Source organism: Streptomyces sp. TRM64462 (assembly GCF_013362995.1).
In the GTDB taxonomy this organism is placed as follows: Bacteria; Actinomycetota; Actinomycetes; order Streptomycetales; family Streptomycetaceae; genus Streptomyces.
The window spans coordinates 1-18,403 of record NZ_JABWDV010000227.1 but is presented as its reverse complement, the minus strand read 5'-3'; the positions used below and the strand labels follow the sequence as shown (position 1 = coordinate 18,403).

The following is an 18,403-nucleotide window of genomic DNA, read 5'->3' as shown; positions in this document are numbered from 1 at the left end:
TGCCATGGAAACCTTCGAACGCGCCCGGCTGGACGCCTACTTCGCCAAGATCGCCAGCCAGTTCGCCCCCGACGAGAAGACCGCGTCCTTCCTCGTCACGCACCTGCTGCCCGAACGGCCCTCCTTCGTCCGCGCCGTCGCGACGATGACCACGCTCACGGCGGTGCTGCCCAAACCCAAGTCGATCAGCCCGGCCGCCCGCCGGGAGGTCGAGCACACCGTCCCCGTCGACGCGCTCACCCGCGAACTGTTCACCGACCCCGTCACCGCCCTGGACTACTTCGAGTCCCGGGCCGCCGGCGAGACGACCTGCCTGCTGGACGTTGGCGGCTACTTCGCCCCCACCCTCGAAGAAGTACACAGCCGCTTCACCGGCCACCTCGCCGGAGTGATCGAGGACACCGAGAACGGCCACCGCCGCTACGAGGACCTCGACAAGCTGCCCTGCCCCGTGATCTCCGTCGCCCGGTCCCCGCTGAAGGACCCCGAGGACTTCCTCGTCGGCCAGTCCGTCGTCTTCTCCACGGAGGCCGTCATGCGCGGACGCGGTGACATCCCCCACGGACGGCCCGCCCTGGTGATCGGCTTCGGCAAACTCGGCAGCTCGATCGCCCGGCTCCTGCACGCCAAGGGCGTCCAGGTCACCGTCTTCGACATCGACCCCGTCCGCCGCACCCAGGCCCTCTCCCAGGGCTTCACCGTCGCCCGCGACCGCGAAGCCGCACTGACCGGCGCCGGCCTGGTCCTCTGCGCGACCGGCGCGATCTCCCTGCGCGGCGAGGACTTCGCCCACCTCCGCAACGGCGCCTACGTCGCCACCGTCACCTCCAGCGAGGACGAGCTCGACCTCGCCGGACTCCCCGACGTCTACACCCGCACCACCGTCGGAGACCACGTCACCCGCTACCAGACCACCGGTCACTACTTCTATCTGGCGAACGGCGGCAACGCCGTCAACTTCATCCACGGCGCCAGCGTTGGGCCGTTCATCTTCCTGGTCCAGGCCGAGATCCTCGCTGCGATCAGGATGCTCACCCGCAAAGACCTCGCCCCCGGGATCCACGAGGTCCCCGCGGCCGACCGCGCCGCTATCGCGGCGACCTGGCTCAACTACTTCAACAGGTGATCACCATGGCCATCACGGCAGACCACATCCGCACCACGCTGACCGCCTACCTCGACCAGCACCCCGACGAGAAGCGCGAACTCGGCGTCCTCCTCGGCCTCCTCGACGACGGCGACGACCTCACCAGCCGCAAGACCCTGCCCGGCCACGTCACCGCCGGAGCGATCCTCATCGGCCCCGACAGCCGCATCCTGCACATCCTCCACAACGCAACCCAGAAGTGGCTGCTGCCCGGCGGCCACCTCGAAGCCTCCGACGCCACCCTTCTCCAGGCCGCCGGACGCGAGCTCACCGAGGAGACCGGCATCCCGCCGCACGTCATCACCCCGGACGGAGAGATCCCGCTCCACATCGACGCCCACCCCATCAACGCCAACCCCGCCAAGGACGAGCCCGCCCACCAGCACTTCGACTTCCGCTTCCTCTTCCGCACCACCGCCGACATCGGCGAACTCCAGACCGAGGAGGTCTCGGGCGCCACCTGGCGCAACCTCGAGGAGCTGTCCGATGCCCAGCTGCGGCAGCGGGTCACAGAGACCCTTCGTTGAGCACCGCGACATAGTCGGCCGGGACGGCGGCTGCACATGTAGCCCTGGCACGAAGCCTCGGCGGCCACTGACCTCGGCCGCCGGGGCTGAGGCTCTGAGGCGTGGCATGATCCCCTCACCGTTACGAAGTGTGGGGGTGGTCATGCGCTTGACGAGGGAAGTGCGCCAGCAACTGCTGGACCAGAACGAGGGCTTTGAGAAGCGGACCAGCTCGTCGGGAAGGAACTTCACCGAATACCGGCACTACCGGATCACGGGCGGTCAGTTGCTTATCCGCGCCAGTGGTAAGACGTCCTGGGCAGACAGTCGTTTCGACACCGGATACGTTGGCGCCACCGACGATCAGACACGCCGGTTCCTGCGGGAGTACCTGGCTGAGCTGAACACCGACGGGCTGTAGGAGGACCCAAGCCGAACGTGCACTACCTGCGGCGTTTTCGCACGAACGAGGGGCGGTCTCCGTGAGGCCGCCCCCGCGCGATCAAAGTCCCGCTACACTCCAGCCGCCCAGCGAAACCTGCAGGTCAGACAGCAAAATACTGCTGGAGGACTAGCTGGTTGAAGGCCAGCGTCAAGGGAGCTGTTCGACTGTCAGCACAGTTCCTGTCTTGCGCGTATCGCATCAATGGCAATCTGGCCCTCGACCCCTTGATATGAATCGGACCTGATTTGCCGGTTAGATCCATGACCTTGCGGGTGAAACAGTCCTAGACGTCTCATTGCGGGAGGCTGGCCCACGACACCTGGGAGGGCAGCCATGGGGCTACGCGGCGTGAATCGGTCGCCGGCGAGTGGACGGACTTCGCAGAGCACAGGCGGAACGGCAAATCGCTATGCGAGCCTCATCTGGCGTAGAAACCGGCTGGGGCCACTTTGGCGACTATTTCCTGTGGTCAGCCATTCACTTCGGTCCGAGTAGTAAATGTGCGTTTCTAGCCTTGCTCGCGTGACCGATACGTAGAACTTCCGCTGATCCTCTGCCATCTTTACCGCCGAGTACTGGGAAGAGAAATGTGGAATTATGCCGTCGTTGGCGCACATGATGAACACGTAATCAAACTCAAGACCTTTACTTGAAGACATCGTACAAACCTGAACCTGGCCATTCCGGCGACCCCGTTCGCTCAGTTCACTAACGGTCCATTGCGCCAACTCTCCTCCTGAATCAAGCATCGCTCGTAGCTCGACGTAGGACGTCTCATCCTCCGGGCGAAGAAGTCCAGATTCGTCGCCCGGCCCGCTCGACATAAGACGGCTTAGGAACGAGCTGGCAGATTCGGTCGGCTGTGTATCCCTCAGCACCTTCAAGAGTGCCACTTCTGAGTCAAGCCCGTCTGGTACCTCCTCTTGCAGGTATTTCCACTCTAGGAGCAACCGCGACCTTTCGATCGAGTAGTCGTCGCTGTGCACTACCCATACCGCCAATTGCTCAATCAGTGCCGTGAAGGTGGTTGAGACATAAGGAGACCCTTGGTCAACTGCTGGAATATCAATCTGTCGACACAGATTGACGAAGCGCGCCGAGTGATCATTCGTTGGGCACAGCACGGCAATCTCATGGGGAGGAACCCCCTTGGAAATCAGTCGTGCGATGGAATTAGCCGCTTTGTTGTATTGGACGAGAAGGGTGCCAGGGCAGTAGTGGGCCTCCACTGATCCGCCGCTGCGAGTTCCCTCGACCCCACCAACCTCTAGGAGGCGATTGGCGGCATCGATGATCTCTTGAGCGCAGCGGTAGTTGACCTTAAGTTCAACCTTTGTCACGCCATCAAGTGCACCAAGTTCTTTCAGAAGTTCGGGTCGACTTCCGAGCCAACCGTAAATCGCCTGATTATAGTCGCCCACGGCAAAAAGAATTGCCTTGCTCTTCTCGCCGAAACAGAGCAACCGCACGATCCTGTCTAGTGCTGGCGCAAGGTCTTGGTACTCGTCGACGTAGATTCGAGGAAACTTTGAGACCAGGAGATGCCGGACAAAGGAATTCTCCTCCACCATGCGCAATGCAGATCTAATCAGCGTGTTAAAGTCGACAAGCCCCTGAGTGGCCAGGATCTCTGAGTACCGATGAGCCACCTTCTGAATGCGTGGGCCCGCTCTACGCCACTCATCTTCGGTGGCCAGCATCGTTAGATGCTGCTTCGCCGTAGACACGACGTTTCGAGTATCTTCACCGCGCAGGTAGACCTCGGATACAGCCTCGCGATATGCAGCATTGACCTGCTTATTGGTTGCAATTTTCCGATCAAGCAGGTCTGGGTAACCACAGACTGAGGCAAAGGGGCGAATAATTTCCTTGAGCGCGAAAGCGTGAACGGTGCCTACAAACAGGTTTCGTCGCCGTTGATCCGTTAGCGCACGGACGCGACGGTTTAGCTCGCTAGCCGCAGCATTCGTCAACGTGACGCACGCTGCACCTTGTGGTGCAGGAATGTGAGTCGCCAGATCGAAGGCGATACGGGTCGAGAGCAACTTAGTTTTTCCGCTTCCAGGAGGAGCGGAAACCACGCAGTGACCATCAACATTGAAGGCTTGCCATTGTCGTTCGTTCCGTTCTAGCTCTGCGATGGACTCTGAGAGGGGCTTCACTCTGCCACCAGATACTCAATGGCCTTCTGTACATAGGCGGGACAGTCCAACTCATAGCCTAGGACGGCGTTAGCGTAGCGTCCCTTACCACCAACACGGCCGATCATTCCCAGGTACTTTTTGTACGTCGGCAGCGAGCCGCCCCAAGATGCAATATCCTGGAGCGCTTGCTGAGTACGGGCGAGTTCCTTGAGCGTGGCGATGCCGGCCCGAAGGTTGGCATCTGAAGCGGCCGCCAGGTCGTACTCGAAGGTGGTATTTCCCACAAACACGCCAGCTTCTTCAGCGGTGCGCTGCTCTGCGAGGGCTGTCAACCACCTGCGGGCGCGAACACGACCGGTGACCACCTTTCTTCCGTTTGCTCGGGGACCAGTCTCGTCGCCGTCTGTGATGACCGCACATGGGATGCCGACTGCCCTGCAAAATTTGATGTATGGAAGAAAATGGGTCCCGTGGATCGCGCAGACGGTGATGCCATGCTTATCTAGCTCGTACCCCATAGCCTCGGCCAAGGAAGGGATGATTGCCTGTTCCGCGTAGCCCTCGACAAGGAGTACGCGCTTGGAAAAGATCATCTCAGCACGCGTGACGTCCAAGTAACGAGTGATGTCCTCCCACTCCTCGTCAGTAAGGTCGACATCCGCTGCGGAGAGTACGGTGGAGCGGTCCTCCTCGCTTCGCACGAAGATGATATTTCGTGGTCCGGCGACGCTTGCAATATGAGGAGATTGGGTTGTAACGAAGACAGTGTGCGTGTCGCTGGGGTTTTCTAGAAGACGGCGAAAAACCAGGCGTTGCAGGTGAGGGTGAAGGTGGGCTTCCGGTTCCTCAATGGTCAAGATAGCGTGAGCAATCTCCTTGGCCAGTCGCTGTTCCAACCCTAGTTCCATTAGGGTGAAATAGAGGATGTTAAGACTTCCCAGGCTTGCACTCGACAGGGGACGCTTGTTGTCGCCATCGACGAATACACGTAGCGTCCGGATCAGACGCTGCGGATCCGTGGAGGCCACACTGAGTTCTGACTGAAGTGCGTGGGATGAGCCCACCATGTCAGTCATCAGCTCTGTGATTTTCTCACCGAGATCCTTAATGGATGGCAGAGCGCTGACTTGACTATTGGCCTGCTCAATAGATTGAGCTATCTTCGCAAGTTCTTCTGCCGTCGATGAATCGGCGGCAGCTTCCAGTAGTTGACGCAATGGCGAACGGCGCCAGTTCGTCACGTCTGACTCGACATCTCTTAGGGCGTGGAGAAAGGCCATGTGCAGGAATCCGCGGAGTTCCGCTGGCATGAAGTTGCTTTCATCGTCACCCTGGAAGATGAAACCTCGGTAGGTTGTGGCATCCGTTGCATCACCCGGCAGATCCTTAGGTGCATATTTGAATGTAAGTCGAGCAACAAGCGGTGACTTGCTGACCAGGGCGCCTGACAGTACGGCTGCAGCGCGATCCTCATCCTCGAAGTCTTCAATGTCTACCGAGATGGATATTTCGGCTTCCTCAACGAAGGGGTCCCAATCCACCTTGCCTTTCGCGAGGCCGTCCCAGAAGTCCTCGCGACGGAGGTTTCGGTCACTGTTTGGGAGGGTCGGATCAAAAAGTAGGCGCAAGGCATGAACGAGATTCGATTTTCCGGCCCTGTTCTCGCCCACGACCACGTTGTAGGAACCTAGCGGAATGTCAACCGAGGCGAGATTGCGGAAATTCTTGATTCGCAGTCTGCTGATCCGCATTATCGGTGCCCCCTGCAAGCTGAGTGCTCGAAACTTGTGGATCTACCATAGAGGGTGCCCCGCGGCCTTGGAATATAGTTCTGGCAGATCGCCCCAAAGTCGTACGGATGTTCGGCTTTGAGGGGTAGTAACGCACCGCGGCCGCAGTACCTTCGGCCGCGCAGTCCACGCTTCCTGTCCCGCGGGCCCAGGCTCGGCTGTACAACAGGGAAGCACAGCAACCATGGCCGTCCGCCACAGGCCTCGGACGACCGCCGCACCTGCCGAGCACACCTCAGCGACCGCCCCGCACGTAGTTCGGGATGAAGAGGCCGCCGTGCCAGAAGCCGAGTGGCAGTAGGCCACTCTCAATGAGCGATGGAATCACGATTCCCCCTCACGCCGGCGCGACCCGGCCCGTCCCGGAGCTCAGGCCGGTCACCCTAGCCCTGCCGCAGATGCCCCGGACGCTCGCTCTCACCCGGCCCCGTCCCTCACGTGCCTCATTCAGCTTTGTGATCCTGAGCTGGCGAAACACTTGACAACCCTAGATAATCGCCGTGCCCATCGCGTACTCGGCCGTGTTCATGCCCGCGTCGCCCCGCGCACGGGCACGGACACGGGCACAGGCACGCACCCACGTCCTGTCCCAGCGAGCCTTCGTCCACCTCATCACACGCCGCCACACAGCAACCTCCTCAATTCGTTCCTGTCTTGTGTCGCTCTGACATGTCGTCTTGTCGCCCGTTCACAGCAGCCGGCCGGCCAGTCCGATGACCACGGGCGCCACGCCGACCGCGAGGAAGGCGGGCAGGAAGCACAGCCCGACCGGTGCGGTGATCAGCACCTGGGAGCGCTGGGCGCGGGCGGCCGCCGTTCTCGCCCGATCGGCGCGCAGCCCGGCGGCCAGCCGTGCCACAGGTGCGGCCGCCGGGGCGCCCGACGCGCCCGCCCGTTCCAGGCAGCGGGCCAGCGGTCCCGCGCCCTTGATGTCGCCGAACCGGCCCCAGGCCTCGCCCGGGTCACCGCCCAGGGCCAGTTCGGCCGCCACGCGCGTGAGCCGGTCGCCGACGGGTCCGCCCAGGGATCTGCCGACCGCCTCGGCCGCCTCGCGGGGTCCCGCACCGGCCGAGAGACAGGCGGCCAGCAGCTCGGCGGCCAGCGGCAGCCGCCGGGCCGCGTCGGTGTCGGCGGCGTCAGGGCGGGGACGGCGCTGCCACCTCCGTACGGCGTAGGCACCGGCAGCACCGAGCATCCAGCCCGTGACCCCGCCGAAGAGAACCCAGCCGGTGAACAGGGCCGCCACCGGCGCCGCCCACGGGCCGATGTGCGCAGGCAACCGTGGCCTCCCCGGCCGACGCTGCGTGTCCGCGTCGCGGGCGGGCAGCAGCACCACGAGCCGACCGCGGCTCCGGCGGGCCCGGCGGACCCGGGTGAGCGTCCAGACCGCCCACAGGGCGGCGGCGAGGACCGCGACCGCTGTCCACAGGCGGTGGACGAGCTCGCCGTTCACGCCTCCTCACCCGCCCGTACGATCCGGCCGACCCACCACAGTCCGGCGGCCTCCAGGGCTCCGCCCACCGCGAGGCAGACCAGGCCGGCGGGCGTGTGCAGCAGAACCCGCAGCGGCTCGGCGCCGAGGACGGAGCCCATCGCGAGGCCCGCGGCCGGCAGGACAGCCAGCAGCACGACCGTCGCCCACGTGCCGGACAGCTGTGCCCGCAGCCGCTCGCGCTGTTCACGCTGTTCCCGCAGGGCCGACTCCAGCCGGTCGAGGCCCGAGGCCAGGCCCGCCCCGCCGTCGACGGCCACCTCCCAGCACGCGGCAAGTCCGGCGAGGCCGCCCGCCCCTTCGGCTCGCGCGGCGCGCCGCAGCGCCTCCGCCACGTCCCCGCCGAACCGCGCGGCAGCGAGTACGGCGGCCTCTTCGGCTCCGAGGGCGCCCGTGGTCCGGGCCGCGAACCGTAACGCCTGGCCGGGCTGGGCCCCGGCGCGCAGCTCACCGGCGACCGCACCGCACAGCGCGATGACCGCGTCCGTGCGCCGGTCCCGTTCCCTGCCGCGGTCCCTGGCCCGCAGCCGCCGCCCCACCAGCGGCACTGCCGCCGCGCCCGCGAGCAGCGGCAGAAGCGACTCGCCCCACACGGCGAGCAGCACCCCGGCGACCGGGCAGAGCCACTCCGGCCGGAACCTGAGGCGGGCACGCCGCTCCGGCCACCACCGGGCCCGCGCGGCGGCCACGGGCAGCGCTCCGTCCGCGAACAGCAGCCGTCCCCGGCGTGCTCCGTGGCCCCGTTCCACACACAGCCAGGCCATCGCCCCCGCGCACAACGCCGCCGCGTACCAAGGATGTCCGGCAACCGGTTGCCCCTGTGCCATCAGCACGACGCACCTCCCAGCAGCGCGCGCAGCCGCTCCCAGCCGCGTTCCTCGACGAATCCCCCGGGCCCCCAGCGCAGGGCCGGAGCCGTGGCGACCAGCCCGTCGGCGCGGCGCTCCAGGACGTGCACCTCGGAGACACGCCGGCGCCCGTCAGTTCCCCGCACCAGGTGCACCACGGCCGACAGACCCGCGGCCACCTGGCTGTGCAGGGCCGCCCGGTCCAGCCCGGCGGCGGTGCCGAGGGCCTCCAGCCGGGCCGGTACGTCGGCCGCGGTGTTGGCGTGGACGGTTCCGCAGCCACCCTCGTGACCCGTGTTGAGGGCGGCCAGTAGGTCGGCAACCTCGGCGCCGCGTACCTCTCCGACGACGAGCCGGTCCGGTCGCATCCGCAGGGCTTGGCACACCAGGTCGCGCAAGGTCACATGGCCCGCGCCCTCCTGGTTCGGGGGCCGCGCCTCGAGGCGTACGACGTGCGGGTGATCGGGTCGAAGCTCCGCCGAGTCCTCGGCCAGGACGATCCGCTCCCGCTTCCCGACGAGCCCCAGGAGCGACGCGAGCAGCGTGGTCTTTCCTGAGCCCGTCCCGCCACTGACCAGGTACGACACGCGGGACTCCACGAGCGCCCCGAGGATGCGGTCGCCGCCCGGGGGTACCGTGCCCGCGGCGACGAGTTCGCCGAGGGAGAAGGCCCGGGGCCGGACCACGCGCAGCGACAGACAGGTCGAGCCCACCGCCACCGGAGGCAGCACCGCGTGCATCCGCGTGCCGTCGGGCAGCCGGGCGTCGACCCAGGGCCGGGCGTCGTCCAGCCGGCGGCCCGCGACGGCTGCGAGGCGCTGGGCGAGCCGCCGTACGGCCGCCGCGTCCGGGAACGCCACGCCGGACAGTTCGAGGCCGTCGCCCCGGTCCACCCACACGCGGTCCGGTGCGGACACGAGCACGTCCGTGACCGCCGGGTCGGCCAGGAGCGGCTCCAGCGGGCCGGTGCCCACGAGTTCGCCGCGAAGCTGCTCGGCGACGCCGAGGACCTGGGCGTCGCCCAGGAGCGCGCCCTGCGCGCGGAGCGCGGCCGCCACACCCGCGGGTGTCGGTTCCGTCCCGCTCTCCGCGAGCCGCTGCCTTACGGCCTCCAGGAGCGCCGCCGCCGTCATGAGGCACCGTCCGCGACGAGCGCCCGCTCCCAGAACGCGGCGCAGAACCGCCCCAGTGGCCCTGAGGCGCTGCCACCCGGCGGCAGGCCGTCGTCCAGCGAGTCGAGGAGCCGGGGCTCCACGGGGAGCTCGCCGGCGAGTGGGAGCCGCAGGACGCGCGCCACCCAGGCCTCGTCGATGCCGGCGGCGTACGGGCCACGGACCACGACGCGCAGGTCCTTGACGACCATGGCCGCCGTGGCCGCCACCCGCTTGGCCGCCGCGACCGCCCGCAGCTCGCCCGGTACGACCAGCAGGCCCAGGTCCAGCTGGGCGAGCGCCTCGACGGTCGCGTCGTCGACACGGCGCGGGAGGTCCACGACCACGACCCCGCCGCGTCTGCGGGCGGCCGCGAGAACGGACCGCATGGCTTCCGGGGGGATCGTCACGGCGTCGCCCCGGTCCCAGCTGAGCACCCGCAGCCCGCGCAGCGCGGGCAGTGACTCCTCCAGGGCGGCACCGGCGACACGCCCCTTGGAAGCGGCGAAATCAGGCCAGCGCAGGCCTTCGGCGCGTTCCCCGCCGAGGAGGACGTCGAGGCCGCCTCCGAGTGGGTCGCCGTCCACGAGCATCGTGCGCCGCCCGCCGCGTGCCGCGCTGACGGCCAGGGCGCACGCCAGGGTCGAGGCGCCCGCCCCGCCGCGTCCGCCGAGCACCCCGACGGTCAGCGCCTGACGCCCGACGCCCTCCACGACGTCGGCGATCCGGTCGACGAGCCAGCTCTCCGCGTCGGGCAGGCGGAGCACGCAGTCGGCGCCGATCTCGACCGCCCATCGCCAGACGTCCGGGTCGTCCTGGTCGCGTCCGACGAGCAGCACCCCGCGCCGCCGGGCGGCACCTCGGCAGCGGGCGGCGGCGTCGTCGCCCACGAGCACGAGCGGCGCGGCGTCCCAGACCGCTCTTCGGTCGGGGACGGTGTGGTGCACGTCGGGCCGGGCTCCGGCGGCGGCGCACAGCCGCAGCAGGTCGTCCAGCAGCTCCGGGTCCTCGGTCACGATCAGCGGTTCGGCCCGCTGTCCTTCGACGGCCGGCGCATGGTCGGACGTGATGGATCCAGCCATGGGCTCCGCCCCCTCTCCGTCTTCCGCGTCCCTACGCGCCGGTCGGCGCGCGGTATCGGGACGCGTCATGTCCACTGGTCTCTCGGCGCCATGGCGGCACCGAGTCCGCACAGCGGCAGCACGACGGGAGATCTGCGATTCCCGGCACTGCGGCTTCGCGGTCGGGAATCACGGTGACGGGGTTCCGGAAATAAAGTGGATCTTGCTCAAAAACTGTGGACAACCCACCGCTTGTGAATATCCCCGTCGCCCATACCAGCGACTTCCGCAGCGCATCTCATCGACTACGCTGAGTGATGAACCGGGCGGCCTCGACCGTCGTCGCCGCCGGTGGACGAGAGGAGTGAGGGTGTCCGCATCGACCTGCGCTCGACGGGCGAAAACCCCTTTGGACATGCGACGACCCCCGCCGGGGGGGAGAGCGGGGGTCGTCTCTCCGGCCGACTCGGGGGGGGAGGAGTCGGACCGGGTTAGCACGGTCGCGAACGATCCGTGACTTCCATGGTGTACCCGAGAGCCTTCTCAGGCAAACCCACACGCCTCAGCGTACGCCGAATGGCGGGCACCTATGCTCGGGCTCGTGGAAAACCACTCCTTGCCTCGCACAGCAGCGTTCTTTGACCTGGACAAGACGGTCATTGCGAAGTCATCGACGCTGACCTTCAGCAGGTCCTTCTACCAAGGCGGCCTGATCAACCGCCGCGCCGCGCTGCGCACGGCGTACACGCAGTTCGTCTTCCTGGCGGGCGGCGCGGACCACGACCAGATGGAGCGGATGCGCGAGTATCTCTCCCGGCTCTGCAAGGGCTGGAACGTCCAGCAGGTCAAGGAGCTGGTCGCGGAGACCCTGCACGACCTGATCGACCCGATCATCTACGACGAGGCCGCGTCGCTCATCGAGGAGCACCACGCCGCCGGCCGGGACGTGGTGATCGTCTCCACCTCGGGCGCCGAAGTGGTGGAGCCGATCGGCGAACTCCTGGGCGCGGACCGCGTCGTGGCCACCCGGATGGTCGTCGGCGACGACGGCTGCTTCACCGGCGAGGTGGAGTACTACGCGTACGGGCCCACCAAGGCGGAGGCGGTCCGGGAGCTGGCCGAGTCCGAGGGGTACGACCTGTCGCGCTGCTACGCGTACAGCGACTCGGCCACGGACCTGCCGATGCTGGAGGCCGTCGGGCATCCGTACGCCGTCAACCCCGACCGGGCGCTGCGCCGTGAGGCGGCGGCGCGGGACTGGCCGGTTCTCGTCTTCAACCGTCCAGTCCGGCTGAAGCAGCGGCTGCCTTCGTTCCGGCTGCCGCCGCGCCCCGCACTCGTCGCCGCGGCGGCGGTGGGCGCGGCCGCGGCGACCGCCGGCCTCGTCTGGTACGCGAGCAGGCGCCGCCAGTCGGCCGCGGCGAAGGCGGTAACAGCAGTCTGAGTTGCCCCCGTTTGAACCTAAAAGTAAAGAAGTGAGGCCAGGACTTTCCGATACCGGCGGTTGGGAGTACAAAGGAGTTACGGCCCGCGAGACCGAGGACATCCGAGAGGATCACCTGTTGAGCAAGAAGGCCACACGGACCGAACCGCACGGAAGCTGAGCACCCACGCGACGTCGACCCGTCGATTACGGGCCAGCCGCACCAGGCGTAGGGCAGAGTTCCCCGCCTGATGGGCACATATCGAGGACGCATGGTAACTCGGCGGACGTGCCAGCGGCGGTACCGATTCCGGTACCGCCGCAACCCCGTTCCGGGCCCCGGCGCAAGCCCTCCTGAGCCTTGCCCCGCAGTCCGTCAGGCGGCGCCGCGCTGGAGCGCCTCGCACACGGCCGTCGACTCCCGCACGCCGAGCTCCACGGCCCGCCCGCAGTGCGCGATCCACCGGGCCATGCCCTCCGGCGTACCGGAGCGGTAGCCCTCGAACGCCGCGACGTAGGCGGCGCGGCCCACCTCGGCGTGGCCGACCTCGGACGGACAGATGGCCTTCGGGTCGAGGCCGCTCCCGATCAGCACGATCCGCTCGGCCGCACGGGCGACCAGGCCGTTGTACGAGGTGAAGGGCCGCAGCGCCAGAAGTTCGCCGTGCACGACGGCCGCCGTCACGACCGCCGGGGCGGACGTGCCGGCGACGATCAGGTCCGCCAGCCCCTCCAGCCGGCCCACGACCTCGTCGGCGCTGGGCAGGGGCGCCTCGATCAGCGGCTCGTCGACCGCCTCACCGTCCTGCCGCGGACGCCCCACCGACTCACCGGCGTCGCCCGCCGCCACGAGGTGCAGCCGGGCCAGGACCCGCAGCGGCGACTGCCGCCAGATGGAGAGCAGTTGCCCCGCCTCGGCGCCCAGCCGCAGTGCGGCTCCGACCGTGCGCGCCTCCGCGTCGACTCCGAAGTCGCTGCGCCGGCGCACCTCCTCCAGTGCCCAGTCGGCGCCGGCGAGCGCCGCCGACCCGCGGGCCCCCCGCAGCGCCGCCTCCGAGGAGATCTCGTTGCTGCGGCGCCGCATCACACGGTGCCCGTACACACGGTCGACGGCCTTGCGGACGGAGTCCACGACTTCGGGCACACCCGGCAGCGCACCCAGCGCGGCCAGCGGGTCAGCGGCATGCGTACTCATAAGTAGCGAGGCTACGCGCCCCCGCATCCCCGCCCCACCCGGAGTGGGGTTCCTCATAAGAGATGGCAACATTGCGCGATCGAACTACTACCCTAGGTGAACATGAAGATCGCTTTCGTTGGGAAGGGCGGGAGCGGCAAAACGACGCTGTCCTCGCTCTTCATCCGCCATCTCGCGGCCACCGGCGCACCCGTGGTCGCGGTGGACGCAGACATCAACCAGCACCTGGGAGCCACACTGGGCCTCGACGAGGACGAGGCCGCCGCGCTGCCGTCCCTGGGCGCCCACCTGCCGCTCATCAAGGACTATCTGCGGGGTACGAACCCACGTATCCCGTCCGCCGACGCGATGATCAAGACGACACCGCCGGGCGAGGGCTCGCGGCTGCTGCGGATCCGCGAGGACAACCCGGTCTACGCGGCCTGCGCGCGGCCGCTGCCGCTGGACGTCGGCGGCGACGGCGGCAGCAGGGGCAGCGGCAGCGGCAGCGGTGAGATCAGGCTCATGGTGACCGGTCCGTTCACCGAGGCGGACCTGGGAGTGGCCTGCTACCACTCGAAGGTCGGCGCCGTCGAGCTGTGCCTGAACCACCTCGTGGACGGCGCGGACGAATACGTCGTCGTCGACATGACAGCCGGTTCGGACTCGTTCGCGTCCGGAATGTTCACCCGCTTCGACATGACGTTCCTGGTGGCCGAGCCGACCCGCAAAGGCGTCTCCGTCTACCGCCAGTACAAGGAGTACGCGCGGGACTTCGGCGTGGTCCTCCGCGTTGTGGGCAACAAGGTCCAGGGTCCGGACGACCTGGACTTCCTGCGCGATGAGGTCGGTGAGGACCTGCTGGTGACGGTGGGCCACTCCGACTGGGTGCGGGCCGCCGAGAAGGGACGCCCCGCCCCGTTCGCCGCGCTGGAGCCGGAGAACCTGAGCGCGATGCGGGCGTTGAAGGACGCGGTGGACGCCACGTACGAGCATCGCGACTGGGAGCGCTACACGCGCCAGATGGTGCACTTCCACCTCAGGAACGCGGAGAGCTGGGGCAACGCGAAGACGGGCGCCGACCTGACCGCTCAGGTCGACCCCGACTTCGTACTGCGGGAACGCGGAGTGCGGGAAGCGGTGCCTCAGCTCTCCTGAGGGGCCGGCTGAGAGGCGGGCGTCCCGGAAGCCCTCTTCTGGGGGCCCTGCGCGGTGGATCCGGCGGGCGGCTGGGCGGCGAGGAACTCCGTCCAGCCTCCGGCCGGGGCCTCGCCGACCTTCAGGGTGCGCAGCTTCGCGAGGACGGCCGGGTCCTGGGCGTCCAGCCAGTCGGCGAGCTGCCGGAACGACACACAGCGCACATCTGTCTGGACGCAGACGTGAGCAATCGTTTCTTCAATGGCGCGCATGTACGTGCCGCCGTTCCAGGACTGGAAGTGGTTGCCGATGATCAGCGGCGCCCGGTTGCCCTGGTACGAACGATGGAAGGCCTGCAGCAGCCCGTCGCGCATCTGGTTGCCCCAGTACCGGTGCATCGAGGGGGCACCCTGGGTGGTCTTGCCCGACTGGTTGACCATGAAGTTGTAGTCCATGGACAGCGTTTCGAAGCTGCGCCCGGGGATGGGGACGAGCTGCATGGACAGGTCCCACAGGCCCATCTTCTTGTCGGGCCAGACCTGGTTGTTGACGCCGCTGGTGTCGTAGCGCCAGCCGAGCTCGGCGGCGGCCCGCATGAAGTTCTCGCGGCCTTCGAGGCAGGGGGTCCGCGCGCCGATGAGCTCCTTGTCGTAGTCGAACGGCAGCGGCTCCTCGTTGACCAGTCCCGAGTTCGTCCGCCAGCTCTTCACGAAGGACTTGGCCTGTGCGATCTCGCTCTTCCAGTCCTCCACCGACCAGGTGCCGACCCCGCGCTCCGGGCCGCAGAAGTGGCCGTTGAAGTGGGTGCCGATCTCGTTGCCCTCGAGCCAGGCGCCGCGCAGCTGGCGCACGGTGTCACGGATGCCCTCGGTGTCGTTGAAGCCGATGTCGGAGCGGCCGGGGGCGTGGCCGGGCGGCCGGTAGAGGGACGCCTTGGCTTCCGGCAGCAGGTAGACGCCGCTGAGGAAGTACGTCATGGTCGCGCCGTACTTCTTGGCGACCTTGCGGAAGTGGGAGAAGAGCTGCTGGCTGTCCTCGCCGGCGCCGTCCCACGAGAAGACGACGAACTGTGGCGGCTTCTGACCCGGCTTCATCCGCTCAGGCCTGGTCAGCCCCGGCTGGGCACCGGTGTAGGCGGTGGAGCCGTCGCCGATGAGGCGGACGGTGCTCTTGGGCGGTCCGGCGGCCTGCTTGGGGCCGGGAGCGCCGGCGCCGGAGCCCGGTTCGCCGGAGATCCCGCACCCGGCCAGTCCGCTGATCAGCGCCACCGCGACGGCGCCGACGGTGATCCTCTTGCTGACGGCCATCATCGGCCCACCCTCCTGTGCTTCCGCGTTGCTGTGCGAGCGCCGTCAACGTCGCATCAGAAGCGGTAAGCGGGCGGTGCGACGAGCCGCGATAGAACGACTAATCACCTCTACGGGTGAATCGATGCCCCATTTGCCCCGAAAGTAATGCCTAACTCTTTACTCTGCATTACGATTCATTTACTCAGAGTTGGCAAAGCCATCAGTCACGGTCCTGCACGTCCAGCGCCGTTCTGCACGTCCATCGCCCCGCACACCCTCAGAGGAGACGGGAACATGACTGCCTGCATCCCCCCTCATCCGAACAAGGACGACCACACCGCCGAACACTCTCGGCCCCCCGGTCCCCCACCCGCCTCACACAGCCACGGCGCCCTGCCGAAGGGCTGCCCGCCCCATGAACACAGTCCGCCGACGGGCCGTCGGCGCCGCTTCCGGATCGCCGGGGCCGACCTCTCCGCCTCGATCTCCGTCTTCCTCATCGCGCTCCCACTCTCCCTGGGCATCGCCCTCGCCACCGGAGCGCCCCTCCAGGCCGGTCTGGTGGCCGCCGCCGTCGGCGGCATCGTCGTCGGCCGGCTGGGTGGCGCACCGCTCCAAGTGAGCGGCCCAGCGGCCGGGTTGACCGTGGTGACGGCCGAACTGATCCAGCGGTACGGGTGGCGTACGACATGCGCGATCACCGTCCTCGCGGGGCTCACGCAACTGGCCCTGGCGTCCCTGCGCGTGGCGCGCTCGGCGCTCGCCGTGTCCCCCGCGATCGTCCACGGCATGCTGGCCGGCATCGGCGTGACGATCGCCCTCGCCCAGCTCCACATCGTCCTGGGCGGCACCCCGCAGAGCGCGGTCGTCGACAACCTCGTCGAGCTGCCCCAGCAGTTGGCGAACCTGCACCCGGCCGCCCTTTCCGTCAGCGCCCTCACCATCGCCGTGCTGCTGTTCTGGCCGCGGCTTCCCGGCCGTGGCGGCCGGCTGGCGGGCAAGGTCCCCGCCGCGCTCGCCGCCGTGGCGATGGCAAGCCTCCTGGCGCTGGTCGTCGGCCTGGACGTGCCCCGTGTCGACCTGCCCTCCTGGAGCAGTCACGCTCTGCCCGGTCTTCCGGAGGGCCCCGTGCTGGGCATCGCCGCCGGGGTCCTCACCATCACGCTGGTGACCAGTGTCCAGTCCCTGCTGTCGGCGCTGGCCGTCGACAAGCTGGTGGCGGCACGCAAGGAGCCCGGGCCGCGAGTGCCACGGGCAAACCTCGACCGCGAGCTGGCCGGATTGGGGGCCGCGAACATCGCGTCCGGCGCGCTGGGGGGCCTTCCAGTGGCCGGTGTCGCGGTACGGAGCGTGGCCAACGTGACGGCGGGCGCGGTGAGCCGGAACTCCACGATCCTGCACGGTGTCTGGGTGGCGCTGGCCGCACTGCTCCTCGTCCCTGTGATCGACCTGATCCCGCTGTCGGCGCTGGCCGCGCTCGTCATGGTGATCGGCATCCAGATGGTCAGCATCACGCACATCCGCAGCGTCACCCGGCACCGCGAGGTGCTTGTGTACGCGGCGACAGTCATCGGCGTGATCCTGGCCGGGATCCTCCAGGGCGTGGCCGTCGGCATCGTCGTCGCCACGGCGGTCTCCCTCCACCGTCTCGCCCGGACGCGGATGACGCGGGAGCGGAAGGACGGCGTCGAGCACGTGCGGGTGCGCGGACAGCTGACGTTCCTGGCCGTGCCGCGGCTGAGCCGGACGCTGCACCAGATCCCGGGGGACGCACGGGTGGTGATCGAGCTGGACGGCTCGTTCATGGACCACGCCGCGTACGAGACACTGCACGACTGGCAGATGTCCCATGTGGCGCACGGCGGCCAGGTGCAGATGACCGGGCGCTCCGGCACCCGCATCGCCGAACCCGCCTCCGGGGCGCACAGCTGCTGCCGGCCTTGGACGCCCTGGCGCAACCACCACTGCGGCGAGCATCCGCCCGCGCGGGAGCGGACGACGGGGCATCAGCTCGCCAGCGGACTCAGCTCGTTCCAGCGGAACACGGCACCGCTCGTACGGGACGAGCTCGCCCGGCTCGCCCGTGAGGGGCAGCGGCCGTCGCAGCTCTTCCTGACCTGCGCCGACTCCCGGCTGGTCACCAGCATGATCACGGCCAGCGGGCCGGGCGACCTGTTCACGGTGCGGAACGTGGGCAATCTGGTGCCGCTGCCCGGCGAGGAGAGCGGGGACGACTCGGTGGCCGCGGCGATCGAGTACGCCGTGGAGGTGCTGCGCGTACGGTCCATCACGGTGTGCGGGCACTCGGGGTGCGGCGCCATGCAGGCCCTGTTGCAGAACCCGCCGGACGCCGCGCCGGTGCCGGGAGCCGCGCGGACCCCGCTGGGGCGGTGGCTACGGCACGGCCTGCCGAGCCTCGAACGGGTACGGAGCGGGGAGCAGGCCTGGGCGCGGCTGTCGGGGCGGCTGCCCGCGGACGCGGTGGAGCAGCTGTGCCTGACCAATGTGCTGCAGCAGCTGGAGCACCTGAAGGCCCACGAGTGCGTGGCGCGGCGGCTGGCCGAGGGATCGCTGGAGCTGCACGGCATGTACTTCCACGTGGGCGAGGCCCAGGCGTACCTGCTGACCCGGCCGGGACATGTGGACGAGGTCTTCGACCAGGTCCCGGCGGCCGCCGAACGCCACCACCGGGAGCAGGCACCCGCCTGAGGGGCCGGGTCGGGCGGGGACGACGCCAGGCGCCGCGCCGATGGGCGGGCCCGGCCGGCCGGGGGGCCGGGGCGGAGTCGGCCGGCC

15 protein-coding genes are annotated in these 18,403 nt (G+C 68.2%); 6 read left to right on the top strand and 9 right to left on the bottom strand.

Annotated elements, in window-relative coordinates; translation table 11 throughout:
• Positions 1–4: 4 nt before the first annotated feature.
• From HTZ82_RS10390 to HTZ82_RS10380, 3 genes are all read left to right on the top strand, one after another.
• A complete protein-coding gene (locus HTZ82_RS10390) occupies positions 5–1,126 on the top strand; it encodes an adenosylhomocysteinase (protein ID WP_175409041.1) in 1,122 nt (373 codons plus the stop codon).
• 5 nt (positions 1,127–1,131) lie between these two features.
• Positions 1,132–1,674: an NUDIX hydrolase gene (locus HTZ82_RS10385; RefSeq protein WP_175409040.1), complete on the top strand. Its 543-nt coding sequence runs from the start codon at positions 1,132–1,134 to the stop codon at positions 1,672–1,674.
• Positions 1,675–1,834: 160 nt separating this feature from the next.
• Positions 1,835–2,074 carry a hypothetical protein gene (locus HTZ82_RS10380; protein WP_217623885.1) on the top strand — a complete coding sequence of 80 codons (240 nt, stop codon included), beginning with the start codon at positions 1,835–1,837 and terminating at the stop codon, positions 2,072–2,074.
• Positions 2,075–2,505: 431 nt separating this feature from the next.
• Here the strand turns inward: HTZ82_RS10380 and HTZ82_RS32905 are convergent, their stop codons facing one another.
• The 7 genes from HTZ82_RS32905 to ssd all read right to left on the bottom strand — a co-directional run bounded on the left by HTZ82_RS32905 (position 2,506) and on the right by ssd (position 10,605).
• Positions 2,506–4,260, bottom strand: a complete 1,755-nt coding sequence (locus tag HTZ82_RS32905) for an ATP-dependent helicase (protein WP_175409038.1) — start codon at positions 4,258–4,260, stop codon at positions 2,506–2,508.
• Positions 4,257–5,993: an ATP-dependent endonuclease gene (locus HTZ82_RS10370; RefSeq protein ID WP_175409037.1), complete on the bottom strand. Its 1,737-nt coding sequence runs from the start codon at positions 5,991–5,993 to the stop codon at positions 4,257–4,259. The genes HTZ82_RS32905 and HTZ82_RS10370 overlap by 4 nt, the downstream gene beginning before the upstream one ends.
• 526 nt (positions 5,994–6,519) lie before the next feature.
• A complete protein-coding gene (locus tag HTZ82_RS33055) occupies positions 6,520–6,645 on the bottom strand; it encodes a DUF4244 domain-containing protein (RefSeq protein WP_175409036.1) in 126 nt (41 codons plus the stop codon).
• A gap of 75 nt (positions 6,646–6,720) precedes the next feature.
• Entirely contained in the window at positions 6,721–7,485 is a 765-nt protein-coding gene (locus HTZ82_RS10360; RefSeq protein ID WP_175409035.1) for a type II secretion system F family protein, read from the bottom strand.
• Positions 7,482–8,351: a type II secretion system F family protein gene (locus tag HTZ82_RS10355; RefSeq protein WP_175409034.1), complete on the bottom strand. Its 870-nt coding sequence runs from the start codon at positions 8,349–8,351 to the stop codon at positions 7,482–7,484. The genes HTZ82_RS10360 and HTZ82_RS10355 overlap by 4 nt, the downstream gene beginning before the upstream one ends.
• Positions 8,351–9,505, bottom strand: a complete 1,155-nt coding sequence (locus tag HTZ82_RS10350) for a TadA family conjugal transfer-associated ATPase (protein WP_175409033.1) — start codon at positions 9,503–9,505, stop codon at positions 8,351–8,353. Before HTZ82_RS10350 ends, HTZ82_RS10355 begins: the two co-directional genes overlap by 1 nt.
• A complete protein-coding gene (gene ssd, locus HTZ82_RS10345; RefSeq protein WP_175409032.1) occupies positions 9,502–10,605 on the bottom strand; it encodes a septum site-determining protein Ssd in 1,104 nt (367 codons plus the stop codon). The genes HTZ82_RS10350 and ssd overlap by 4 nt, the downstream gene beginning before the upstream one ends.
• A gap of 568 nt (positions 10,606–11,173) precedes the next feature.
• Here ssd and HTZ82_RS10340 point away from each other — a divergent pair.
• The gene (locus tag HTZ82_RS10340) at positions 11,174–12,028 is read left to right on the top strand and encodes an HAD family phosphatase (protein WP_175409031.1); all 855 of its coding nucleotides are present in this window, start codon (positions 11,174–11,176) and stop codon (positions 12,026–12,028) included.
• Between the two features lie 355 nt (positions 12,029–12,383).
• Here HTZ82_RS10340 and HTZ82_RS10335 read toward each other — a convergent pair whose 3' ends face one another.
• The gene (locus tag HTZ82_RS10335) at positions 12,384–13,202 is read right to left on the bottom strand and encodes a Fic family protein (RefSeq protein ID WP_175409030.1); all 819 of its coding nucleotides are present in this window, start codon (positions 13,200–13,202) and stop codon (positions 12,384–12,386) included.
• A 102-nt stretch (positions 13,203–13,304) separates the two neighbouring features.
• Here HTZ82_RS10335 and HTZ82_RS10330 point away from each other — a divergent pair, with 102 nt between their 5' ends.
• Entirely contained in the window at positions 13,305–14,339 is a 1,035-nt protein-coding gene (locus tag HTZ82_RS10330; protein WP_175409029.1) for an ATP-binding protein, read from the top strand.
• On the opposite strand, the gene HTZ82_RS10325 is transcribed toward HTZ82_RS10330, so the two are convergent.
• Positions 14,327–15,628, bottom strand: coding sequence for a hypothetical protein (locus HTZ82_RS10325; RefSeq protein WP_175409028.1), 1,302 nt, complete (start codon positions 15,626–15,628; stop codon positions 14,327–14,329). The two genes, HTZ82_RS10330 and HTZ82_RS10325, sit on opposite strands and share 13 nt — an antisense overlap.
• Positions 15,629–15,901: 273 nt before the next feature.
• On the opposite strand from HTZ82_RS10325, the gene HTZ82_RS10320 reads away from it, so the two are divergent.
• On the top strand, positions 15,902–18,316 hold the full coding sequence (locus HTZ82_RS10320; RefSeq protein WP_175409027.1) for a bifunctional SulP family inorganic anion transporter/carbonic anhydrase: 2,415 nt from the start codon (positions 15,902–15,904) through the stop codon (positions 18,314–18,316).
• Positions 18,317–18,403 lie beyond the last annotated feature (87 nt).